13 protein-coding genes are annotated in these 18234 nt (G+C 74.0%); 10 read left to right on the top strand and 3 right to left on the bottom strand.

Annotation, left to right across the window (positions count from 1 at the left end):
• Positions 1-118: 118 nt before the first annotated feature.
• The 5 genes from ACQP2H_RS16940 to ACQP2H_RS16920 are packed head-to-tail and all read left to right on the top strand — an operon-like array spanning position 119 to position 5608.
• Positions 119-1654, top strand: a complete 1536-nt coding sequence (locus ACQP2H_RS16940) for an ABC transporter substrate-binding protein (protein WP_433228008.1) — start codon at positions 119-121, stop codon at positions 1652-1654.
• A 9-nt stretch (positions 1655-1663) separates the two neighbouring features.
• Positions 1664-2608, top strand: coding sequence for an ABC transporter permease (locus tag ACQP2H_RS16935; RefSeq protein WP_357020640.1), 945 nt, complete (start codon positions 1664-1666; stop codon positions 2606-2608).
• On the top strand, positions 2605-3507 hold the full coding sequence (locus ACQP2H_RS16930) for an ABC transporter permease (protein ID WP_219462447.1): 903 nt from the start codon (positions 2605-2607) through the stop codon (positions 3505-3507). Before ACQP2H_RS16935 ends, ACQP2H_RS16930 begins: the two co-directional genes overlap by 4 nt.
• The gene (locus ACQP2H_RS16925) at positions 3504-4595 is read left to right on the top strand and encodes an ABC transporter ATP-binding protein (protein WP_433228006.1); all 1092 of its coding nucleotides are present in this window, start codon (positions 3504-3506) and stop codon (positions 4593-4595) included. The genes ACQP2H_RS16930 and ACQP2H_RS16925 overlap by 4 nt, the downstream gene beginning before the upstream one ends.
• Positions 4592-5608 (top strand): ABC transporter ATP-binding protein, encoded by a 1017-nt coding sequence (locus ACQP2H_RS16920; RefSeq protein WP_433228004.1) that lies wholly within the window; start codon positions 4592-4594, stop codon positions 5606-5608. The genes ACQP2H_RS16925 and ACQP2H_RS16920 overlap by 4 nt, the downstream gene beginning before the upstream one ends.
• 353 nt (positions 5609-5961) lie before the next feature.
• Here ACQP2H_RS16920 and ACQP2H_RS16915 read toward each other — a convergent pair whose 3' ends face one another.
• The gene (locus tag ACQP2H_RS16915) at positions 5962-8133 is read right to left on the bottom strand and encodes an AAA family ATPase (protein ID WP_433228003.1); all 2172 of its coding nucleotides are present in this window, start codon (positions 8131-8133) and stop codon (positions 5962-5964) included.
• Positions 8134-8319: 186 nt separating this feature from the next.
• Here ACQP2H_RS16915 and ACQP2H_RS16910 point away from each other — a divergent pair, with 186 nt between their 5' ends.
• The 5 genes from ACQP2H_RS16910 (at position 8320) to ACQP2H_RS16890 (ending at position 15922) form a co-directional block, all read left to right on the top strand.
• Complete coding sequence (locus ACQP2H_RS16910) at positions 8320-11313, top strand: helix-turn-helix transcriptional regulator (protein ID WP_433228001.1); 2994 nt, start codon at positions 8320-8322, stop codon at positions 11311-11313.
• Positions 11314-11429: 116 nt separating this feature from the next.
• Entirely contained in the window at positions 11430-12200 is a 771-nt protein-coding gene (locus tag ACQP2H_RS16905) for a DUF5995 family protein (protein WP_357536757.1), read from the top strand.
• 74 nt (positions 12201-12274) lie between these two features.
• The gene (locus ACQP2H_RS16900) at positions 12275-13024 is read left to right on the top strand and encodes a phosphotransferase (RefSeq protein WP_357536755.1); all 750 of its coding nucleotides are present in this window, start codon (positions 12275-12277) and stop codon (positions 13022-13024) included.
• Between the two features lie 116 nt (positions 13025-13140).
• Entirely contained in the window at positions 13141-13551 is a 411-nt protein-coding gene (locus tag ACQP2H_RS16895; protein WP_357536753.1) for a hypothetical protein, read from the top strand.
• Between the two features lie 262 nt (positions 13552-13813).
• A complete protein-coding gene (locus ACQP2H_RS16890) occupies positions 13814-15922 on the top strand; it encodes an amino acid transporter (RefSeq protein WP_255597596.1) in 2109 nt (702 codons plus the stop codon).
• Between the two features lie 325 nt (positions 15923-16247).
• Here ACQP2H_RS16890 and ACQP2H_RS16885 read toward each other — a convergent pair whose 3' ends face one another.
• Together ACQP2H_RS16885 and ACQP2H_RS16880 are read right to left on the bottom strand one after the other, a co-directional pair.
• Positions 16248-16454: a hypothetical protein gene (locus tag ACQP2H_RS16885; RefSeq protein WP_145919792.1), complete on the bottom strand. Its 207-nt coding sequence runs from the start codon at positions 16452-16454 to the stop codon at positions 16248-16250.
• Between the two features lie 360 nt (positions 16455-16814).
• The gene (locus ACQP2H_RS16880; protein WP_433227999.1) at positions 16815-18122 is read right to left on the bottom strand and encodes a hypothetical protein; all 1308 of its coding nucleotides are present in this window, start codon (positions 18120-18122) and stop codon (positions 16815-16817) included.
• Positions 18123-18234 lie beyond the last annotated feature (112 nt).

The following is an 18234-nucleotide window of genomic DNA, read 5'->3' as shown; positions in this document are numbered from 1 at the left end:
CGGCACCGCGCTGATTCCTCCAAAATCACCCTACTTTGCCGGGATTTATTGACATCGCTCTACCTGGCGGAGAAGACTCGCTCTCTGATCTGCCAGGCGACGAAGGGTGACCGAGTCCATGACCAGATCGAGGATCATCGCGGCGGCGCTCGCCGTCGCCCTGACCGGGCTGGCCGGGTGCAGCGCCGGAGAGAGCGTCGACGTCGACGGCGGGTCCACCGCCACCGGGTCGGCCGGTGGCACGCTCACCGCCGCGATCGGCGGCGAACCGGACCAGCTCGACCCGCACCGGACGTCGGCCTACTACAGCTTCCAGGTCCTGGAGAACGTCTACGACACCCTCGTCGAGCCGGACGCCGACCTCAAGATGGGGCCCGCGCTGGCCGCGAAGTGGACGACCAGCAGCGACCAGCTCACCTGGACGTTCACCCTCCGCGAGGGCGTGCGGTTCTCCGACGGGTCGCCGCTGACCGCGCAGGACGTCGTCTACTCGTACCAGCGGATCATCAACGAGAAGCTGAACGCGGCGTACAAGTTCGCCACCGTCAAGACCGTGACCGCGCCCGACCCGGCCACCGTGGTGATCACGCTGACCGCGCCCACCCCCAACCTGCTGGCCAACCTCGGCGGCTTCAAGGGCGTCGCGATCGTCCAGCGGTCCAACGTGGAGTCCGGTGCGATCAAGACCCGGCCGGTGGGCAGCGGCCCGTTCACGGTGGCCTCCTACACCTCCGGCGACACCATCAAACTGACCCGTAACGACGCCTACTGGGGGCCGAAACCGAAGCTCGACGGGGTCACCTTCACCTTCGTCAAGGACCCGACGGTGGCGTGGCAGAACCTGCGCGGCGGTGAGGTGCAGTGGACCGACAACCTGCCACCGCAGCAGGTGCCGGCCCTCAAGGAGGACGACGCGGTGACCGTCGCCACCACCCCCTCGACCGACTACTGGTACCTCGCCCTCAACGAGGCACGCAAACCGTACGACGACGTGAACGTGCGCCGGGCCGTCGCGTTCGCCCTGGACCGGGAGGCGATCACCAAGGCCGCCAAGTTCGGGCAGGCCACCGTCAACCAGACCGCCATCCCCAAGGGCAGCTCCTGGTACTACGACTACGCTCCGTACCGGCACGATCCGGACCAGGCCCGGCAACTGCTCGGCCAGGCCGGCGTCACTGGCCGCACCATGGACCTGATGGTCACCAGCGAGTACCCGGAGACGGTCACCGCCGCCCAGGTGATCGCCGCCCAGTTGAAGGACGTCGGGATCACCGTGAAGATCCGTACCCTGGACTTCGCCCAGTGGCTCGACGAGCAGGGCAAGGGCAACTTCGACGCGTTCCTGCTCGGCTGGCTGGGCAACATCGACCCGGACGAGTTCTACTACGCCCAGCACCGCACCGGCGGCACGTTCAACTTCCACGGGTACAGCAACCCCGCCGTCGACACCCTGCTCGACCAGGCCCGCACCCAGACCGACGAGGGCGTACGCAGACAGACGTACGAGCGGGCGGCGAAGCAGATCGTCGACGACGCCAGCTACATCTACCTCTACAACCCGGACGTGGTGCAGGGCTGGTCGGCGAAGGTCACCGGCTACCAGGTCCGCACCGACCGGGCGATCCGGTTCCGCGACGTCGCCCTGAACCGCTGAGGGGGCGAGGTGGGACGCTTCGTCCTGCGGCGGCTGCTCCAGTCGGTCGTCGTCCTGCTCGGGGTGACCCTGGTGGTCTTCCTGCTGCTGCAACTGGTCCCCGGCGACCCGGTCCGGGTCGCCCTGGGCACCCGCTTCGACCAGCAGACCTACGACGCGTTGCGGGAACGCTCCGGGTTGGACCGTCCGCTGGTGGTGCAGTACCTCAGCTACGTCGGCCACGCGCTCACCGGTGACCTCGGGGTCAGCTTCCGCAGCGGCCAGCCGGTCACCACGATCGTGCTGGAGCGACTCCCCGCCACCCTGTCCCTGGCGGTGACCGCCGTGCTCCTGGCCCTGCTGGTCGCCTTCCCGCTCGGCGTGCTCTCCGCGGTGCGCAGCGGCTCGTTCGTCGACCACGCCGCCCGGGTGTTCAGCCAGTTCGGGGTGTCCGTCCCCGACTTCTGGACGGGCATCATGGGCATCCTGCTCTTCGCCGGGGTCCTCGGCTGGCTGCCCCCGTCGGGCTACGTCGCGCTCACCGACGACCCGGCCGGCTGGGCGTCGCACGTGGCCCTGCCGGCCACCGCCGTCGGCCTGGTCACCGCCTCCATCCTCACCCGGTTCATCCGTTCCTCGGTGCTGGAGGTGCTCGCCGAGGACTACGTGCGTACCGCCGAGGCCAAGGGGCTGCGCCGCCGGGTGGTGGTCGTCCGGCACGTGCTGCGCAACGCGCTGATCCCGGTGGTCACGGTGGTCGGGGTGCAGCTGGCCAGCCTGGTCGGCGGGGTGATCGTGATCGAGGTGCTGTTCGCCTGGCCCGGCATCGGTCGGCTCACCTACGACGCCGTGCAGGCCCGGGACTATCCGGTGCTGCAGGGTGCGGTGCTCTTCGTGGCCACCCTGTTCCTGCTGACGAACCTGCTGGTGGACGTCCTCTACGCCCGCCTCGACCCGAGGATCAGGCTGCGATGAGCGCCGACCACCCGGCGGCGACGGCCACCGAGCCGGGCACCCTGCGGCGCACGGTGACCGCGCTGCGGCACGACCCGCCGGCCGTCGCCGGCACGGTCGTCCTGCTGGTCCTGCTGGTCGTCGGACTGGCCGGGCAGTGGCTCGCGCCGGCCGGGACCAACGACGTGGACGTCGACCAGATGCTGCGCCCACCCAGCGGCGCACACCCGTTCGGCACCGACGAACTGGGCCGCGACGTGCTCAGCCGGGTGCTGGTGGCGGCCCGGGTGTCGTTGCAGGTGGGCCTGGTCAGCGTCGGCATCGCCCTGGCCGTCGGGGTGAGCGTCGGCCTACTCGCCGGCTGGTACGGCGGCTGGGCGGACAACATCGCGATGCGGGGCATGGACGTGCTCTTCGCGTTTCCGGTCCTGCTGCTCGCGGTGGCGATCGTCGCGGTGCTCGGCCCCGGGCTGGTCACCGCGATGGTCGCCGTCGGGGTGGTCTACACCCCGATCTTCGCCCGGGTGACCCGGGCCAGCGTGCTCGCCGTACGGGAGCAGGTGTTCGTCCGGGCCGCCGTCTCCATCGGCACCTCCGACCTGCGCATCCTGCGCCGGCACGTGCTGCCCAACATCGCCGCCCCGCTGATCGTGCAGACCTCGCTGTCGCTGGCCTTCGCGATCCTGTCCGAGGCGGCGCTGTCCTTCCTCGGGCTCGGCGTCCAGCCACCCGCGCCGGCCTGGGGCCGGATGCTCTACGACGGGCGCGGGTTCGTCACCGACGCCTGGTGGTTGGGATTCTTCCCCGGCGCGGCGATCTTCCTCACCGTTCTCGCCTTCAACCTGGTCGGTGACGCGCTGCGGGACGTGCTCGACCCGCGTCAGCTCACCGTCAGCGAGGCCCGCAGGAGCAGCCGATGAACGCGCCCGTCGTACCGTCGCCCCGGGCCGCCGGGGACGCGCCGGTGCTGGCCATCGACGACCTGACGGTCACCCTCGGCACCCGCAACGGTCCCGCCCGCGCGGTCGCCGGCGTCGACTGGTCGGTGGCCCCCGGCCGGACCCTCGCCCTGGTCGGCGAGTCCGGCAGCGGCAAGAGCATGACCGTGCTCGCCGCCACCGGCCTGGCCCCGCGCTCCGCCACCGTCACCGGCCGGGTCCGGCTGCTCGGCCGGGAGTTGACCACCATGTCCGAGCCGGAGCGCCGCCGGTCGCGTGGCCGGCACGTCGGTTTCGTCTTCCAGGACCCGATGACCACCCTCAACCCGGTGTTGACCGTCGGCCGCCAGGTCACCGAGGCGTGCGAGGAGCACCTCGGGATGAGTCGGCGGCAGGCCCGGGCCCGCGCCGTCGAGCTGCTCGACCTGGTCGGCATCCCGGCCCCCGACCGCAGGGTGGACGCGCACCCGCACCAGTTCTCCGGGGGGATGCGGCAGCGGGTCGTCATCGCGATGGCCCTGGCCTGCGAACCGGAGCTGCTCATCGCCGACGAGCCGACCACCGCGTTGGACGTCACCACCCAGGCGCAGATCGTCGAGCTGGTCGCCGACCTGCGACGCCGGCTCGGCACCGCCGTCGTCTGGATCACCCACGACCTCGGGGTGGTGGCCGGGATCGCCGACACCGTCGCGGTGATGTACGGGGGCCGGATCGTCGAGCAGGGACCGGTCGACGCGGTGTTCGCCGCACCGGGGCACCCGTACACCCGGGCCCTGCTGGCCGCCCGGCCACGGCCCGGCGCGGCGGGGGAGGAGCTGGCCGCGATCCCCGGCGCGCCGCCCAGTCCGCTCGCCCTGCCGGACGGTTGCGCGTTCTGGCCCCGCTGCCCGGTCCGGGGTGACGCGCGTTGCGCACACGAACTGCCCCCGCTGACGCCGATCACCCCCGGGCACCGGGTCCGCACCTTCTATCCCCTCCCCGGCGGCCCGCCCACCGGCGGCGGCCCGCCCACCGGGGACGCCCGTCGCGTCTCCGGTGACCGCGAGCAGCTCCACCGGGAGGACCGATGAGCACCGCAACCGTCGCCGAGATCGACGATCTGACGGTCTGGTTCCCCAGCCCCGGTGGCCCACCGGTGCGCGCGGTGGACGGGGTGTCGCTGACCGTACGGGCCGGCGAGACCCTCGGCCTGGTGGGGGAGTCGGGCAGCGGCAAGTCGACCACGGGCCTGGCGCTGCTGCGGCTGGTCGACCCGACGACCGGGCGGATCAGGGTCGGTGGGCAGGACGTCACCGGGTGGTCGCGGCGCCGCCTGCGCGGGCTGCGCCGCCGGGTGGCGATGGTGTTCCAGGACCCGCAGGCGTCGCTGGACCCGCGCCTGACCGTCGGTGCGAGCATCGCCGAACCGCTGGTCGTGCACCGGTTGGCCGGCTCCGCCCACGCCCGCCGACGTCGGGTCACCGAACTGCTCGACCTGGTGGGGCTGCGACCGGAGACGGCCGGTCGGCACCCGCACGAACTCTCCGGTGGCCAGCGTCAGCGGGTCGGGATCGCCCGCGCGCTGGCCGGTGAACCCGACCTCATCGTCCTCGACGAACCGATCGCGTCGCTCGACCTGAGCGTGCAGGCACAGATCATGAACCTGCTACGCCGGCTGCAACGGGACCTCGGGTTGACCTACCTGTTCATCGCGCACGACCTGGCCGCGGTGGAACACCTCAGTGACCGGATCGCGGTGATGTACCTGGGGCGGATCGTGGAGACGGGCACCCCCGCGCAGCTCTGGCGGGAGCCGGCGCACCCGTACACGGCGGCGTTGCTGTCGGCGGTCCCGGTGGCCGATCCCCGGGTGGAGCGCGACCGGCGGCGGATCATCCTCAGTGGTGAACTGCCCAGCCCGACCGACCCGCCGAGCGGCTGCCGGTTCCGGACCCGCTGCCCGCAGGCGCGTGCCGCCTGCGCCGGGACCGACCCGCCCATGGTCGAGGTGGCCCCCGGCCACCGTGCCGCCTGCCTCTACGCCGGGGAGGCGGTCCGGGCCATGGGTACCGATCCGCCCCCGGTCACCGGGGTGCCCCGCTGACGAGGGGTGGGTGCTCGGACCGGACGGATCCGGCACGGCCGACGGTCAGGCGCGGACGCCCGCCGACGGTCAGGCGGCCCGCGCCGGTAACGGTACGGCGGTGCGGGGCACCCCTTCCCCCCGTCGCCGCCCGCCGGTCGTCGGCCGGCGGCCGGTCGGTACGCCGGTCCCGCGCGAGGGCAGCGGCACGACGACGCCACCCGGGCCCGGCAACCCGGGGTCGACGGGTCGGGCGGCGGACCCGCCGGGCACCCCCGCCCACCGGTCGTCCCGCGTCGAGCCGGCGCGCGGTCGCCCGATGGCGGTGCCCGGCATCAGACCGGCCGGCGGCAGACCCGTCGGGCCGGCTGCGATCAGCATGAACCCTGGTTCCGGGCAGCCCACGACCCCCGGTCGGGGCCCGCCGCCCCCGGGAAGGACGACCCCCGGTCGCGGCCCGCCGCCGTCGGAAAGGACGGCCACCGGCCCCGGACCGGCGGTGGCGGGGCCCGCGACTGCCGGTCGGGGCCCGCCGGTCCTGCTCCCGGTGGCGGATGCGGCGGTGCCGGCGGGGAGCGGAGCGCGGTGGGGGCGGCCGCCTGCCATCGGGCTTCCCGACCGTGCGGCGAGCTGACCGTGGCCGGGACCGGCCCGGGGTGGCCGACCGGCCGGTCGGCCCCGACCGACCAGCCGGTACCGGTGCGGTGCCGGGTCCCGGCCGGCCGGGCGACCCCGGCCCGTCGGATGCTCTGCGCGCGCCGGGCCGTCCCGGTCCGCCGGACGGCCCCGGCGGACCGGGTGGCCTCGGTCCGCCGGGCGAACTCGGCGCGCAGCATCCGGGGCAGCCGGTCGTACGCACAGCGGCGCAGGGCGGGGTCGACGATGACGTGCCCGCCGTGGGAACCGGACCGGACCAGCCCGGCGTCGGTGAGTCGACGCAACGCCTGCGCCGCCCGGCCCGCCGCCCAGCCGAGCAGCACGTCGACCGCCGATGCGGCGAACTCCCCGTCGAGGGTCGCCGCGGCCATCAGGACCGCCCGGTGCGGGCCGTCACACCGGTCCAACCGGGCGGCGGCGCGACGTCGCAGCGGTTCGGGCAGGGGCGGCTCGGTCGGGCGCACCGACGGGTCACCGGTCGGGAGCGCCGACGCGTGGACGTAGGCGGTTGCGTAACCGGGACGGCCGGCGACCAGCGGCACCATCCGGGCGGCCGACGTGACCGGCTGACCGGCGTGGGCGAGCAGCAGGCGCAGCAACCGGCCGCTGTGGAGGGTGCCCAGCGGCGCCAACTCCACCCGGTGGTGTCCGCCCGCCGGCGCGGGGACGTGGTCCGCCCGGTCGGGTCGGTGGGTGGCCAGCACCGCCAGCGGCAGTCCCCGGGCGGTCGCGGCGGCGAACAGCGAGTGCAGGAAGTGGCCCAGTTCGGGGGCCGCCCGGTCCAGGTCGTCCACGCCGACCACCACCGGCCGGCGGGCAGCCAGGGCGAGCAGCACCCGGCGCACCGCCGCCGCCCCGGCGACCGCCGACCGGTCCGGCGCGTCCAGCAGCGCGGTGAGCGCCGCCACCGTCGCCGGGACCTGACCCGCCGGGACCAGTCCGTCGACCAGGGCGGCCAGCCGTGCCGCGACGGTCCCCGCCGCGTCGTCGGCCGGCCGCCCCAGCAGGTCCCGCAGCAGCTCCGCGACCGGCCCGAACACCTGCTCCGGGTACGGCGGGCAGTGCCCCACCGCCCAGCGCACCGGCGTGCCGTCGACCGCCGGCAGCCGGTGGCGCAGCTCGGCCAGCAGCCGGCTGCGGCCGATGCCGTCCGGGCCGACCAGGGCCACCCACCGTGGACGGTGTTCCCGGGCGACCCGGGTGAGCTGTTCGACGGCGGTCGCGAGTTCACGGCGTCGGCCGACCAGCGGACCGTGGTGGCGGGGCGGGCGCGGGTTCGCCGTGCGGGTGACCTGCCAGACGTCGACCGGCCGGGCCTTGCCGGTGAGCGCTGCGGGGGCGAGGGCGTGCTGCTCGACCAGGCCGGCGGTGGCCCGGTGGGTCGCCGCGCAGACGACCACGCCGCCCGGCGGGGCGTACTCCTGGATGCGGGCGGCGGTGGTGAGGACCGCGCCGGAGGCCATGCCGTGGCCACCGTCGCGGGCGGCGGCCAGGTCGACCACCGCCTCGCCGGTGGCGACACCCACCCGGACCCGCAGCGTCACCCCACCGGGCAGCTCCCGGCGCTCCAGCGCGGCCTGGATCTCCAGGGCGGCCCGCACCGCCCGGTAACCGTCGAGACCATCGGAGGTACGCGCCCCGAACAACGCCATCACCGCGTCGCCGACGTACTTCTCCACCGTGCCCTGCCAGCGGCGCAGCACCCCGGCGACGGTGTCGAAGTAGGCGGACTGCACCGCCCGGACGTCCTCCGGGTCGAGCCGTTCGGTCAGCGCGGTCGAGCCGACGATGTCGGCGAAGAGCACGGTCAGCGTTCGGCGTTCCTGCGGGACCGGCCAGGGCGTCGTGGTGACGTCTTCCCGACCGGTACCGACCGTGGACAGTGGCATCCCACCCACCCTTCCTCCGCAGTGGTCTGATGACTTCCGGAGAGTGTCACCACCGGTAGGACGGGGGATCTGCCGAACGACGTATGTCGGCGGGCGACCACCTTTAGTCGCAAACTCGACGCGAGAGGTACCAGAGACGAATCAAGCCCGTAGAACGGTGCGGGGACCTGTGACTAGGCTGCGGACATGGCCAGCGAAGTGGACAGCGCGCCGCTCGTCGGCCGTGCCGACCAGCTGGCGACGCTGCGCGCCGCGCTCCACGACGACATCGGCCCCGGGCAGACCGCCGCCGTCTTCGTCACCGGGGAGAGCGGGGTGGGTAAGACCCGGCTCCTGACCGAGGCTGCGGCACGGCTGCGGGACGCGGGAGCGGTGGTGCTCACCGGCTCCTGCCTGGACATCGGCGACGCCTCCCCGCTGCATCCGGTGCTCCAGGCGTTGCGCCGCTTCGACGCCGACCTCACCGCCGCGCAGGCCCGCACCTCCTCGGCGGTACGCGGACTGCTGCGGACCTTCGCCGAGGACAGCAGCGGCGCGGACAGCGCCGGGGCGCTGCTGGAACGGGTCTCCCGGGGGTTGAGTCTGATCGCCGAGGGCCGGCCGCTGGTGCTCGTCCTCGACGACCTCCAGTGGGTGGACCGGACCACCCGGCAACTGCTGCTCTACCTGCTCGCCGGCCTGGGTGACCTGCAACTGTCGGTGCTGGCGGCGGTGCGGGCCGAGTCGTTGCAGGGGGCCCATCCACTGCGCCGGGTGCTCACCGAGCTACGCCGGCTGCGGTCGGTGCGGGTGCTCGACCTGGCCCCGCTCGACCGGGCCGACACCGACCGGTTGGCGGGCGAGATCGTCGGTACACCCCTCGCCCCGGAAGCCGCCGACCAGGTCTGGCAGCGCAGCGGCGGCAACCCGTTCGTGGTCGAGGAGTTGGCCCGTGACCTGCGTGACGGCCGCGACGGGCTGTCCGACACGCTGCGGGAGATCTTCCTGTCCCGGGTGGACGTGCTGCCCCGGCAGGCGCACGCGGCGGTGCACGCGGTGGCCGCCGGGGTCGAGCCGGTCGAGCACTGGCTGCTGGCCGAGGTGCTCGGGCTGCCCGAGCCGGAACTGATCGAGGCGTTGCGGGAGGCGGTGGCCCACCGGCTGCTCGTCGGCGCGGACGACGGCTACCGGCTGCGGCACCGGCTGGTCGCCGAGGTGCTCGCCCACGAACTGCTCCCGGCGGAGCGCGCCGGCCTGCACCGCCGCTACGCGGAGGCGCTGACCCAGGCCCCGGCGGAGCTGCACCAGGCCCGGCTGGCCCATCACTGGCGGCTGGCCGGCGAGCCCGCCTGGGCCCTGCCGGCGGCGATGGCCGCCGCCCGGGAGGCGCAACGGCTGCACGGTTTCGCCGAGGCGCACCGGCACTGGTCGGCGGCGTTGCAGCTGGCCGCGACCCCGACCAGCGGGCCGGGGGGCGTACCGCCCGAGGTCGACCGGGCGGTGCTGCTCGAACACGCCGCCGAGACCGCCCACCAGAGCGGCGAGCACGCCCGGGCGTTGTCCCTGCTGGCCGAGCTGGCCGGGGGTGAACCGCTCGATCCGTCCTGCGGGGTGCGCATCCGGCGGGCCCGCTACCTGGCCGCCGCCGGCCGGTCCGCGCCCGCCGAGGCGGAGTACCGGGGGGTGTTGGAGTCCGTCGCCTGCACCGCGGGGGAACGGGCCGCCGCCGCCGCCCAACTGGCCCATCTGCTGGTGCTCCAGGGCCGCTACGCCGACGCCGGTCAGCGCGCCCGGGAGGCCCTGGAGTTGGCCGCGACGGTCGACGGGAGCACCAACTCGGTGGTGCTGGCCAGCGCGGCGCTCGGCTTCAGCGAGGCGTTCCTGGAGGACCCGGACTCGGGCCTGGCCGTGGTCCGCCGGGCCCTGGAGACCGCCGAACGTTCCGGTGGCCCGGAGGACGTGGCCTGCGCGTACCTGCACCTGGCGGAGTTGCTGACCGGGCCGCTGAACATCCTGGAGGAGGGGGTGGTGGTGGCCCGCCGGGGTGCCGAGCGGGTCGCCGAGCTGGGCCTGGGCCGCACCTACGAGACCCGGTTGCTGGCCATCGCCACCAACGGGCTGTTCCGGGTCGGCCAGTGGGCGGAGGCGGAGAAGGTCGTCGCTGCGGCGCTGCGGCACCGCCCGTCCGGGGCCGACGCGGTGGAGCTGCTGCTGGCCCGCTGCCGGCTCTCCGTCGGGTACGGCGACGTCGAGGCGTCCGACCGGGACCTGGAGGCGGTGGCGACGATGCTCGCCGGTGGCGGTGCGCCCCGGCACGTCCTGCCGATGCTGATCCTGCGGGCCGGGCTGGCGATGTGGCAGGGCCGGCACGACGTGGCCCGGCAGGCCGTGCAGCGGGGAATGACCGAGAGCCGCTCCGACGACGTGGTGCTGCTGGGCACGCTGGCCTGGCACGGGCTGCGCGCGGAGGCGGAGGCGCACGCGAGTCGTACCGTGGCGGTGGACCCGACGGCGGTGCGGCGGCTGCGCGACGCGGTCGACCGGGTGACGGCCAAGAGCGCGACGGCGGCCGGGCCGGTACGGGTCGTCGCCGACGGTTTCCTGGCGCTGTGCACGGCCGAGCTGACCCGGCTCGACGGCCGGGGTGACCCGGACGCCTGGGCCCGTTCGGCAGCCGAGTGGGACAAGCGTAACCACCCCTACCCGGCTGCCTACTCGCGGTTGCGCCAGGCTGAGGCGTTGCTGGCCCGGCGTGGTCGCAGCAGCGCCGCCGGCACGTTGTTGCGACAGGCCCACGAGATGGCGTTGAGCCTGGGGGCGGTGCCGTTGACCAGCGAGATCAGGACGCTGGCCGGCCGGGCGCGGGTGGAGCTGACCGACCGTGCCCAACCCACCGGGGTCGACCGCCGGCAGGGCCGTCCCCGGTCGACCGGGGTGGGGCACCGCCGGCCCGCGGGGTCGGGGTCGGGGTCGGTAACCGTCGTAGCCGGGCCGGTCGTCGACGAGCTGACCACGCTGACCGCCCGGGAACGCGAGGTGCTCGCCGCGGTGGCCGAAGGTCTGACGAACAAGGAGATCGGTCAGCGGCTGTTCATCAGCGAGCGGACCATCGGGGTGCACGTGTCGCACATCTTCGACAAGCTCCAGGTGCGCACCCGGGTCCAGGCCAGCGCCATCCACCTGCGGAACCGGGGCGAGTGAGCGTACGTACGGCGCGGTCGAATACGTCGTTCTACTGATCCCGCGCCCGGTCGACGCTGCCAGGCTGTCCCTCGTCAACGACGGCACGGCGCTGCCCCGACCACTGTGGAGGAGACATGACGGAACCGGTCTGGGGCCCCGTCCACGTGGACATCGTCGATCTGCTCGCCGACCACCCGGAGGACGTCCCGGCGGTGGTCGACCACCTCACCAAACTCCAGGACCTGCTGGTCCGGCTACCGCCGTTGGAGGGCAGCTGCCCGCTGGCCGACTTCAACCGGCTCTACCTGACCATCACCAGCCGGGTGCTGGAGGGGCTCTACGACGACTACTTCGCGGACCCGGTGTTCCTGTCCCGGCTGGACGTGGAGTTCGCCGCCCGCTACTTCGACGCGATGCGGCTGTGGACCGAGTCGAGCCCGACCACCCCGCGCGCCTGGTCGTGCCTGTTCAAGCGGATGAAGGGCCCGGACGCCCGGCCGTTGCCGTCGGCGGCGGCGGGGGTGAACGCGCACATCAACTTCGACCTGCCGTTCGCCCTGGTGACCACGTTCGACCACCTGGAGTCCGAGCCGGTGGACGGCACCGAACAGCACCGCGACTATCTCAAGATCAACGATATCTTCGCCGACAAGATCCCGTCGCTGCGGCGGGGCTACCTGGAGCGGTGGCAACTGCTGCTCGACATGCTCAACGGCGACATCGACGACTGGTACCAGGGCGAACTGGTCGAGTACACCCGGGACGTGGCCTGGCGCAACGCGCAGAAGATCTGGCGCTGCCGGCACGACCCGCAGGCCCGAGACGGCGAGCGCGCGCGGCTGGACGACAACGCCGCGGCGCTCGGCCGGCTGCTGCTCTCACCGCTGGGGGCGTTCCTGCAGTAGCAGCCGGGACGGGGGGTCCCCGCGCGCCGGGAAACCGGCGCGCGGGGACGCGTCCGTTCGACCAGGATGGCCGGGTGAGCCCGATCGAACAACCGCTGCCCGGCAACGTCACCACCGGTGTGGTCCGCATCGGCGACACCGTCCGCCGGCCAGTCGGCCCGTGGACCGACGCCGTCGACGCCCTGCTGACCCACCTGCACGACGTCGGTTTCGACGGTGCGCCCCGCCCGCTGGGCCGCGACGACCAGGGCCGCCAGGTGCTGGAGTACGTGCCGGGGGAGCTGGGTCACCCCTCGGGTCTCTACCGCACGGCGGAACTGGCCTCGATCGGCCGGCTGCTGGCCGACCTGCACCGCGCGGTCGCCGACTTCACGCCCCCCGGGCCGGCCCGCTGGCAGGTGCCGATCCGACCCGACGGCGCGGACCTGCTCTGCCACCACGACGCGGCACCGTGGAACCTGGTCCGCGCCCCACGCGGCTGGGTGCTGATCGACTGGGACGGTGCTGGCCCCGGCACCCGCCGCTGGGAGTTGGCGTACGCCGCCCAGGCGATGGCCGGGATGCGCCCCGACCGGCCGGTCGCGGAGTCGGCCCACCGGCTGCGCACCCTCGTCGACGGGTACGACCTACCGGCAGCGGAGCGTCCCGCGCTCGCCGCGACCCTCGCCCCCCGGGCCCGGGCGATGTACGACCTGCTGTGCGCCGGGGCCCGCGACGGCGTGCAGCCGTGGGTCCGGATCCACGCCGAGGACGGCCCCTACTGGCGCTCCGTCGCCGACCACCTGGGCACCCACGTCGAGGACTGGACCCGCGCCCTGGAATGACCCGGCGGGCGGCATCCGGGGCGGCCGTCTCGCACGGTGCGCGGGCGGCCCTCGGGCGGCCCCACCGGTTCGGCCCGTTCGGGTGTCGGGCCACGCGCGCGGGGTACCCGTCGGTCATGCCCGTACAACGGTTCGCCTTCCGGTTCGACCCCGGGTTCCGGGTTCCGCTGGCGCTGCTCGGCATCCGTCCGCAGACCTGCGCCGTGCTGCTCGACGACGAGGAACTGGTGATCCGGTTCGGCCGCTGGCAGCTGCGGACCGGGCGGGGGAACGTGGTCGACGCGCAGCGCAGTGGGCCGTACCGCTGGTGGCGGGCGGTCGGGCCGCACCTGTCCCTGGCCGACCGGGGGGTGACCTTCGGTACCGGCACCACGGCCGGGGTGTGCCTGCGCTTCGGCACACCGGTGTCGGGGCTGGCCCCCGGCCGGTGGCTGCGCCATCCGGCGGCCACGGTCACGGTGACCGATCCGGCGGCCCTGTTGGCGGCCCTGCGCCGCGTGCCGGCCGGCCATCCCCGCCGCACCTGACTACCCGCCCCGGTGGCCGCGCCCGGCTCCCGACCGACCATCCACCCGGTTCGGCCGGCAGGCCCCGACCCGACAGTCCTGCCCTGACCGCCCTGACCGCCCTGACCCGGCCCGGCCCTGCCCGGCCCGGTTTGCCCGGTCTGCCGGCCCGGCCCGCCCGGGTAGCGTCGCCGGGCCGGTCCGCCCGGCTTCCCCTGTTCTGGCCGGTGGGGGCCGGTTCAGCGCCTACCGTCGGGTCAGGGCCTACGAGGGCGGTCGGGGGATGGCGGACGGGCGGGACGGGGCGCGGGAGCGGCGGACCCGGGAACGGCGGGGGAGCACGCCGCCGCCGGGGCATGGGCGGGCGCTGCGCGAGGCACGGGCCGCCGGGCAGGGCGAACGCACCCGGCCGGGACCGGTGGGGCTTCCGGAGTGCGTGGACAGCCATGCCCGGCCGGCGCAGCCCGGTGGCGCGTTGCGCCGGTGGCTGTTCGCGTACCGGGTGCAGCCGGTCGGCCCGGAGACCGAGGAGGGTAGCCAACGCCGGCACCCCTGGTGGCAGGTGATGTGCCTGACCGGGGTCGACTACTTCTCCACCCTGTCCTACCTGCCGGGCATCGCGGCGCTCGCCGCCGGGGCGCTCTCCCCGCTGGCCACCCTGCTGATCGTGGCGCTCACCCTGCTCGGGATGCTGCCGATGTACCGGCGGGTGGCCCGGGAGAGCCCACACGGGCAGGGGTCGGTGGCGATGCTGGAGCGGCTGCTGCCGTTCTGGCGGGGCAAACTGTTCGTGCTGGTGCTGCTCGGCTTCGTCGCCACCTCCTGGATCATCACGATCACGCTCTCCGCCGCCGACGCGACGGTGCACCTGTTGGAGAACCCGTACCTGCCGTCGTCGGCACCGCACGGTGACGGGGTGGCCGTGCTGGTCACGGTGGCGCTGCTGCTCGTCCTCGGCGGGGTCTTCCTGCTCGGGTTCAGCGAGGCGGTGCTGGTGGCCGTACCGTTGGTGGTGGTCTTTCTCGGTCTCAACGCGGTGGTGGTGGCCGTCGGTCTGGCCGAGATCGCCGCCGATCCGGGCACCGTGCGGGACTGGACGGCGGCCCTGACCGCCGGGGGTTCCGGGGTGGGGGATCTGCTCGGCCCGGCGGTGCTGGCCTTCCCGCTGCTGGTCCTGGGCCTGTCCGGCTTCGAGACCGGGGTGAGCATGATGCCCCTGGTACGCGGGGCCGGCGCGGACCGCGAGCAGCGGTTGGCCGCCCGGATCCGCAACACCCGCCGGCTGCTCACCGCCGCCGCGCTGATCATGTCGGGGTACCTGCTGACCACCACCTTCGTCACCACCGTGCTGATCCCGCCCCGGGAGTTCCAGCCGGGTGGCGCGGCGAACGGCCGGGCGCTGGCCTGGCTGGCCCACGCCCGCCTCGGCGAGGGGTTCGGCACCGTCTACGACATCAGCAGCGTGTTGATCCTCTGGTTCGCCGGGGCGTCGGCGATGGCCGGCCTGATCAACATCGTGCCGCGCTACCTGCCGTCGTACGGGATGGCGCCGGAGTGGGGTCGGGCGGTCCGACCGGTGGTGCTGGTCTACACCCTGATCAGCATCGTCATCACCGTCGCCTTCCGGGCCGACGTCAACGCCCAGGCCGGCGCGTACGCCACCGGCATCCTGGCGATGATGGTCTCCGGGGCGGTGGCGGTGACCATCGCGACCCTGCGGGCCCGGCACCGGTTCGCCGCGTCCGGCTTCGCCGTGCTGACCGCGGTGCTGCTCTACGCGCTGGTCGAGAACGTCATCGAGAAGCCGGACGGGATCGCCATCTCCGGGTTGTTCATCGCCGGCATCGTCGTGGTCTCGCTGGTCTCCCGGATCACCCGCACCACCGAGCTACGGGCCGAGCGGATCGACTTCGACGGGCCGGCCCGGCGGTTCGTCGCCGAGTCACTGGCCCACGACGGTCGACTGCACCTGATCGCCAACAAGCGGGACACCGGCGCGCTCAAGGAGTACCGGGTCAAGGAGCGGGTCCAGCGGGGCATGAACCCGGTGCCGGGCGCCTCCGACGTGCTCTTCCTGGAGATCGACGTGGTGGACCCGTCGGAGTTCAGCCGGGTGCTGCGGGTGCACGGGGTCGAGGTGGGCGGTTTCCGGGTGCTGCGGGCCAGCAGCCCGGCGGTGCCGAACGCGATCGCCGCGATCCTGCTGGCGTTGCGCGACGGTACCGGCGTCCGACCACACGCCCACTTCGAGTGGTCCGAGGGCAACCCGCTCGCCCACCTGCTGCGTTACCTGATCCTCGGTCGGGGCGACACCCCACCCGTGGTCCGCGAGATCATCCGCAAGAGTGAACCCGACCCTTCCCGCCGCCCCGGCATCCACGTGGGCGGCTGACCCACCCCCTCCCGCCGCCCCTCTCCCCCCTCCCTCCCTCCCTCCCGTGATCAAGAGCTTTGCGTCAGGTGATCAAGAGGTATACGTCAGAAAACCCTGTCGGCGTGACGTAAACCTCTTGATCACCGGCCTGGGGTGGCCTGGGGCGCTTGGGCGGCTTGGGGTGGGCGGAGGTGGGGGCGGGAGGTGGGGGTAGTGGGGTAGGCTCCTAGGATGGTTTAGGGGGTGGGTGGGGGGTTTCAGGGCGGGGTGGGTGGGGGTGATCTGGAGCGGACATGATGCGGCCCGCGCCCCGAGGGGTGGGCGCGGGCCGGGGTGCGACGGTTTACTTCGACGGCTCGGGGAGCTTGCAGTCGATCTTCGGGTTGGCGCCGATGTAGTTGAGCGGCCCGGCCACGATGGTCACCAGGATGGTGCCGGCCTCGGCACAGTTGGTGTCATCGTTTCCGTAATAGCCTCGCTGACCAGCGGCGATGGCGCCGATGACCAGCCAGATGACGACGATGACTCCGAGGATCGACGAACCGCGCATGGGGGTGCCTCCCGGCTTGTGTTGTGTTCGAGGTGACGCCCATGTACCCACCGGCCGGGACCGGATAAACGGTATTCCGGAACGGTCAGCGCGATGATGCTGGATTCTCCGGCGATCGACCCGACGCGACGGTGGTCGGTGACCCCCACCCAGCCGGCTGAAGGTCGACCCGGCACCGGGGACGCCCGTGCGGCTGGGCACTGTGGAAGTCCACGGGTTTCGGCGCGGTGCCGCGTCTGGTGCGGTCGCGCGACCGCAGGAGCCGGGGTTCAGGCCGAATCGCGGGGTTCCGGCCGAAAACGCGACAGGGCCGGTGGGTGCGCATGACGCCCGCCCACCGGCCCTGTCGGGTGAGCTGGATCAGTCCCGGGTGTCGCCACCGGTCGGCGTGGGCAGCACCCGCTCGGCCTCGGCACCCGCACCGGCCAGCACCTTCGCCTGCTGCGGCCAGGTGGCCAGGCTCGCGGTGGCGCGCAGTCCGGCGGCGCGGATCGTCTCCCGCAGGCCCGTCTCGTCGAGCGCGGCGAGCTGCTGGTAGGTGTGGATGCCGGCGGACTGGAGCGCGGCGGCCATCTTCGGGCCGACACCCTGGATGCGACGGAAGTCGTCCGCCGACCCGCCCTGGGTGGGGGAGGCGTCCGACAGCGGGGCGGCTGCCGGGACCGGAGTGTCCTCTGCGGCGGGGGCGGTGTCCTCGACGGAGGTGCGCTGCGCCGGGACCGCCGGCGCGACGGCCACGGGGGCGGTGTCCACGTCGTCCGCGCCCGACAGGTCCGGGTCCGGCACGCTCGCCGGCATCGTCGACTCCCCGTCCGCCACGGTGGAGACCTGCGTGGCCGGCTCAGCGGCGACCGGCTCGATGGCCGGCTCAGCGGCGACCGGCTCGATGGCCGGCTCAGCGGCGACCGATTCGATGGCCGGCTCGGCCACGGCCGGTTCGGCGGCCGGTTCGGCGGCGGCCGGCTCGATGGCCGGTTCGGCGGGCTGCGTGGTCTCGGCGCTCGGAGCCGCGAGCGGGTCGGCCCCGGTCTCCGTGCTGCTCGCGGCCGGGCCGTCCGGGTCGACCGTGGTCGGCTGCGGCAGCGCGGTCGCCGTACCCGGGGTGTCGGGGGTGTCCTCGACGGTCGCCCGGGGCGCGGGGACCGGCGCGACGGTCTCGTCGGCGTCGGTGCTCGCGGGCTTCTCGTCCGAGACGGTACGACCGGTCAGGTCGGCGGTGGTCGACTCGTCGTCGATGTCGGCCAGCGGGGCGGACCGCTCGGCGGCGATCGTGGTGGGCGTGCCGTCGACGGCGGTGATGGCGTGCTCGTCGACGGTCGAGTCGGCGGTCGAGATCGTCGAGGCGGTCGAGTCGGCGGTCGAGTCGGCGGTCAGGGTGGTCGAGTCGGTGGCCGGGGCGGCGTGGTCGGTGTCCGGCGCGGTGTGCGGGGTGGGCTGGTCCACGACGGCGGCGGGGGCCGGGGAGGTGTCGACCGTGGCGATCGGGCGCGGTGTGTCGATCGTGGCGGCGGCGGCCTTCTCCTCGGCGGAGAGCCCGACGACCGGGTCACCCTCCACGATGGGCGAGGTGGCGGCCGGCTTCTGCCGTCCCCACAGCGCCCAGCCTCCGCCCAGGCCCACCAGCAGGGCCAGGATCACGATCAGCCATTGCCCGAAAGTCGACGGCACGGCTACCTCCCTATTGCGTATGTCGTTGAAGTCGCGAGGAAAACGCGAAGACCCGCCGCAGCTTTGCACACGCGAATGTCGGACGACAGGGAGGACCGCCCCTCGTTGCGCA

The sequence above is a fragment of the Micromonospora sp. CA-248260 genome, assembly GCF_050942205.1.
In the GTDB taxonomy this organism is placed as follows: domain Bacteria; phylum Actinomycetota; class Actinomycetes; order Mycobacteriales; family Micromonosporaceae; genus Micromonospora; species Micromonospora antibiotica.
The sequence above is the reverse complement of the archived record's forward strand: the minus strand, read 5'-3'. Positions and strand labels throughout refer to the sequence as shown.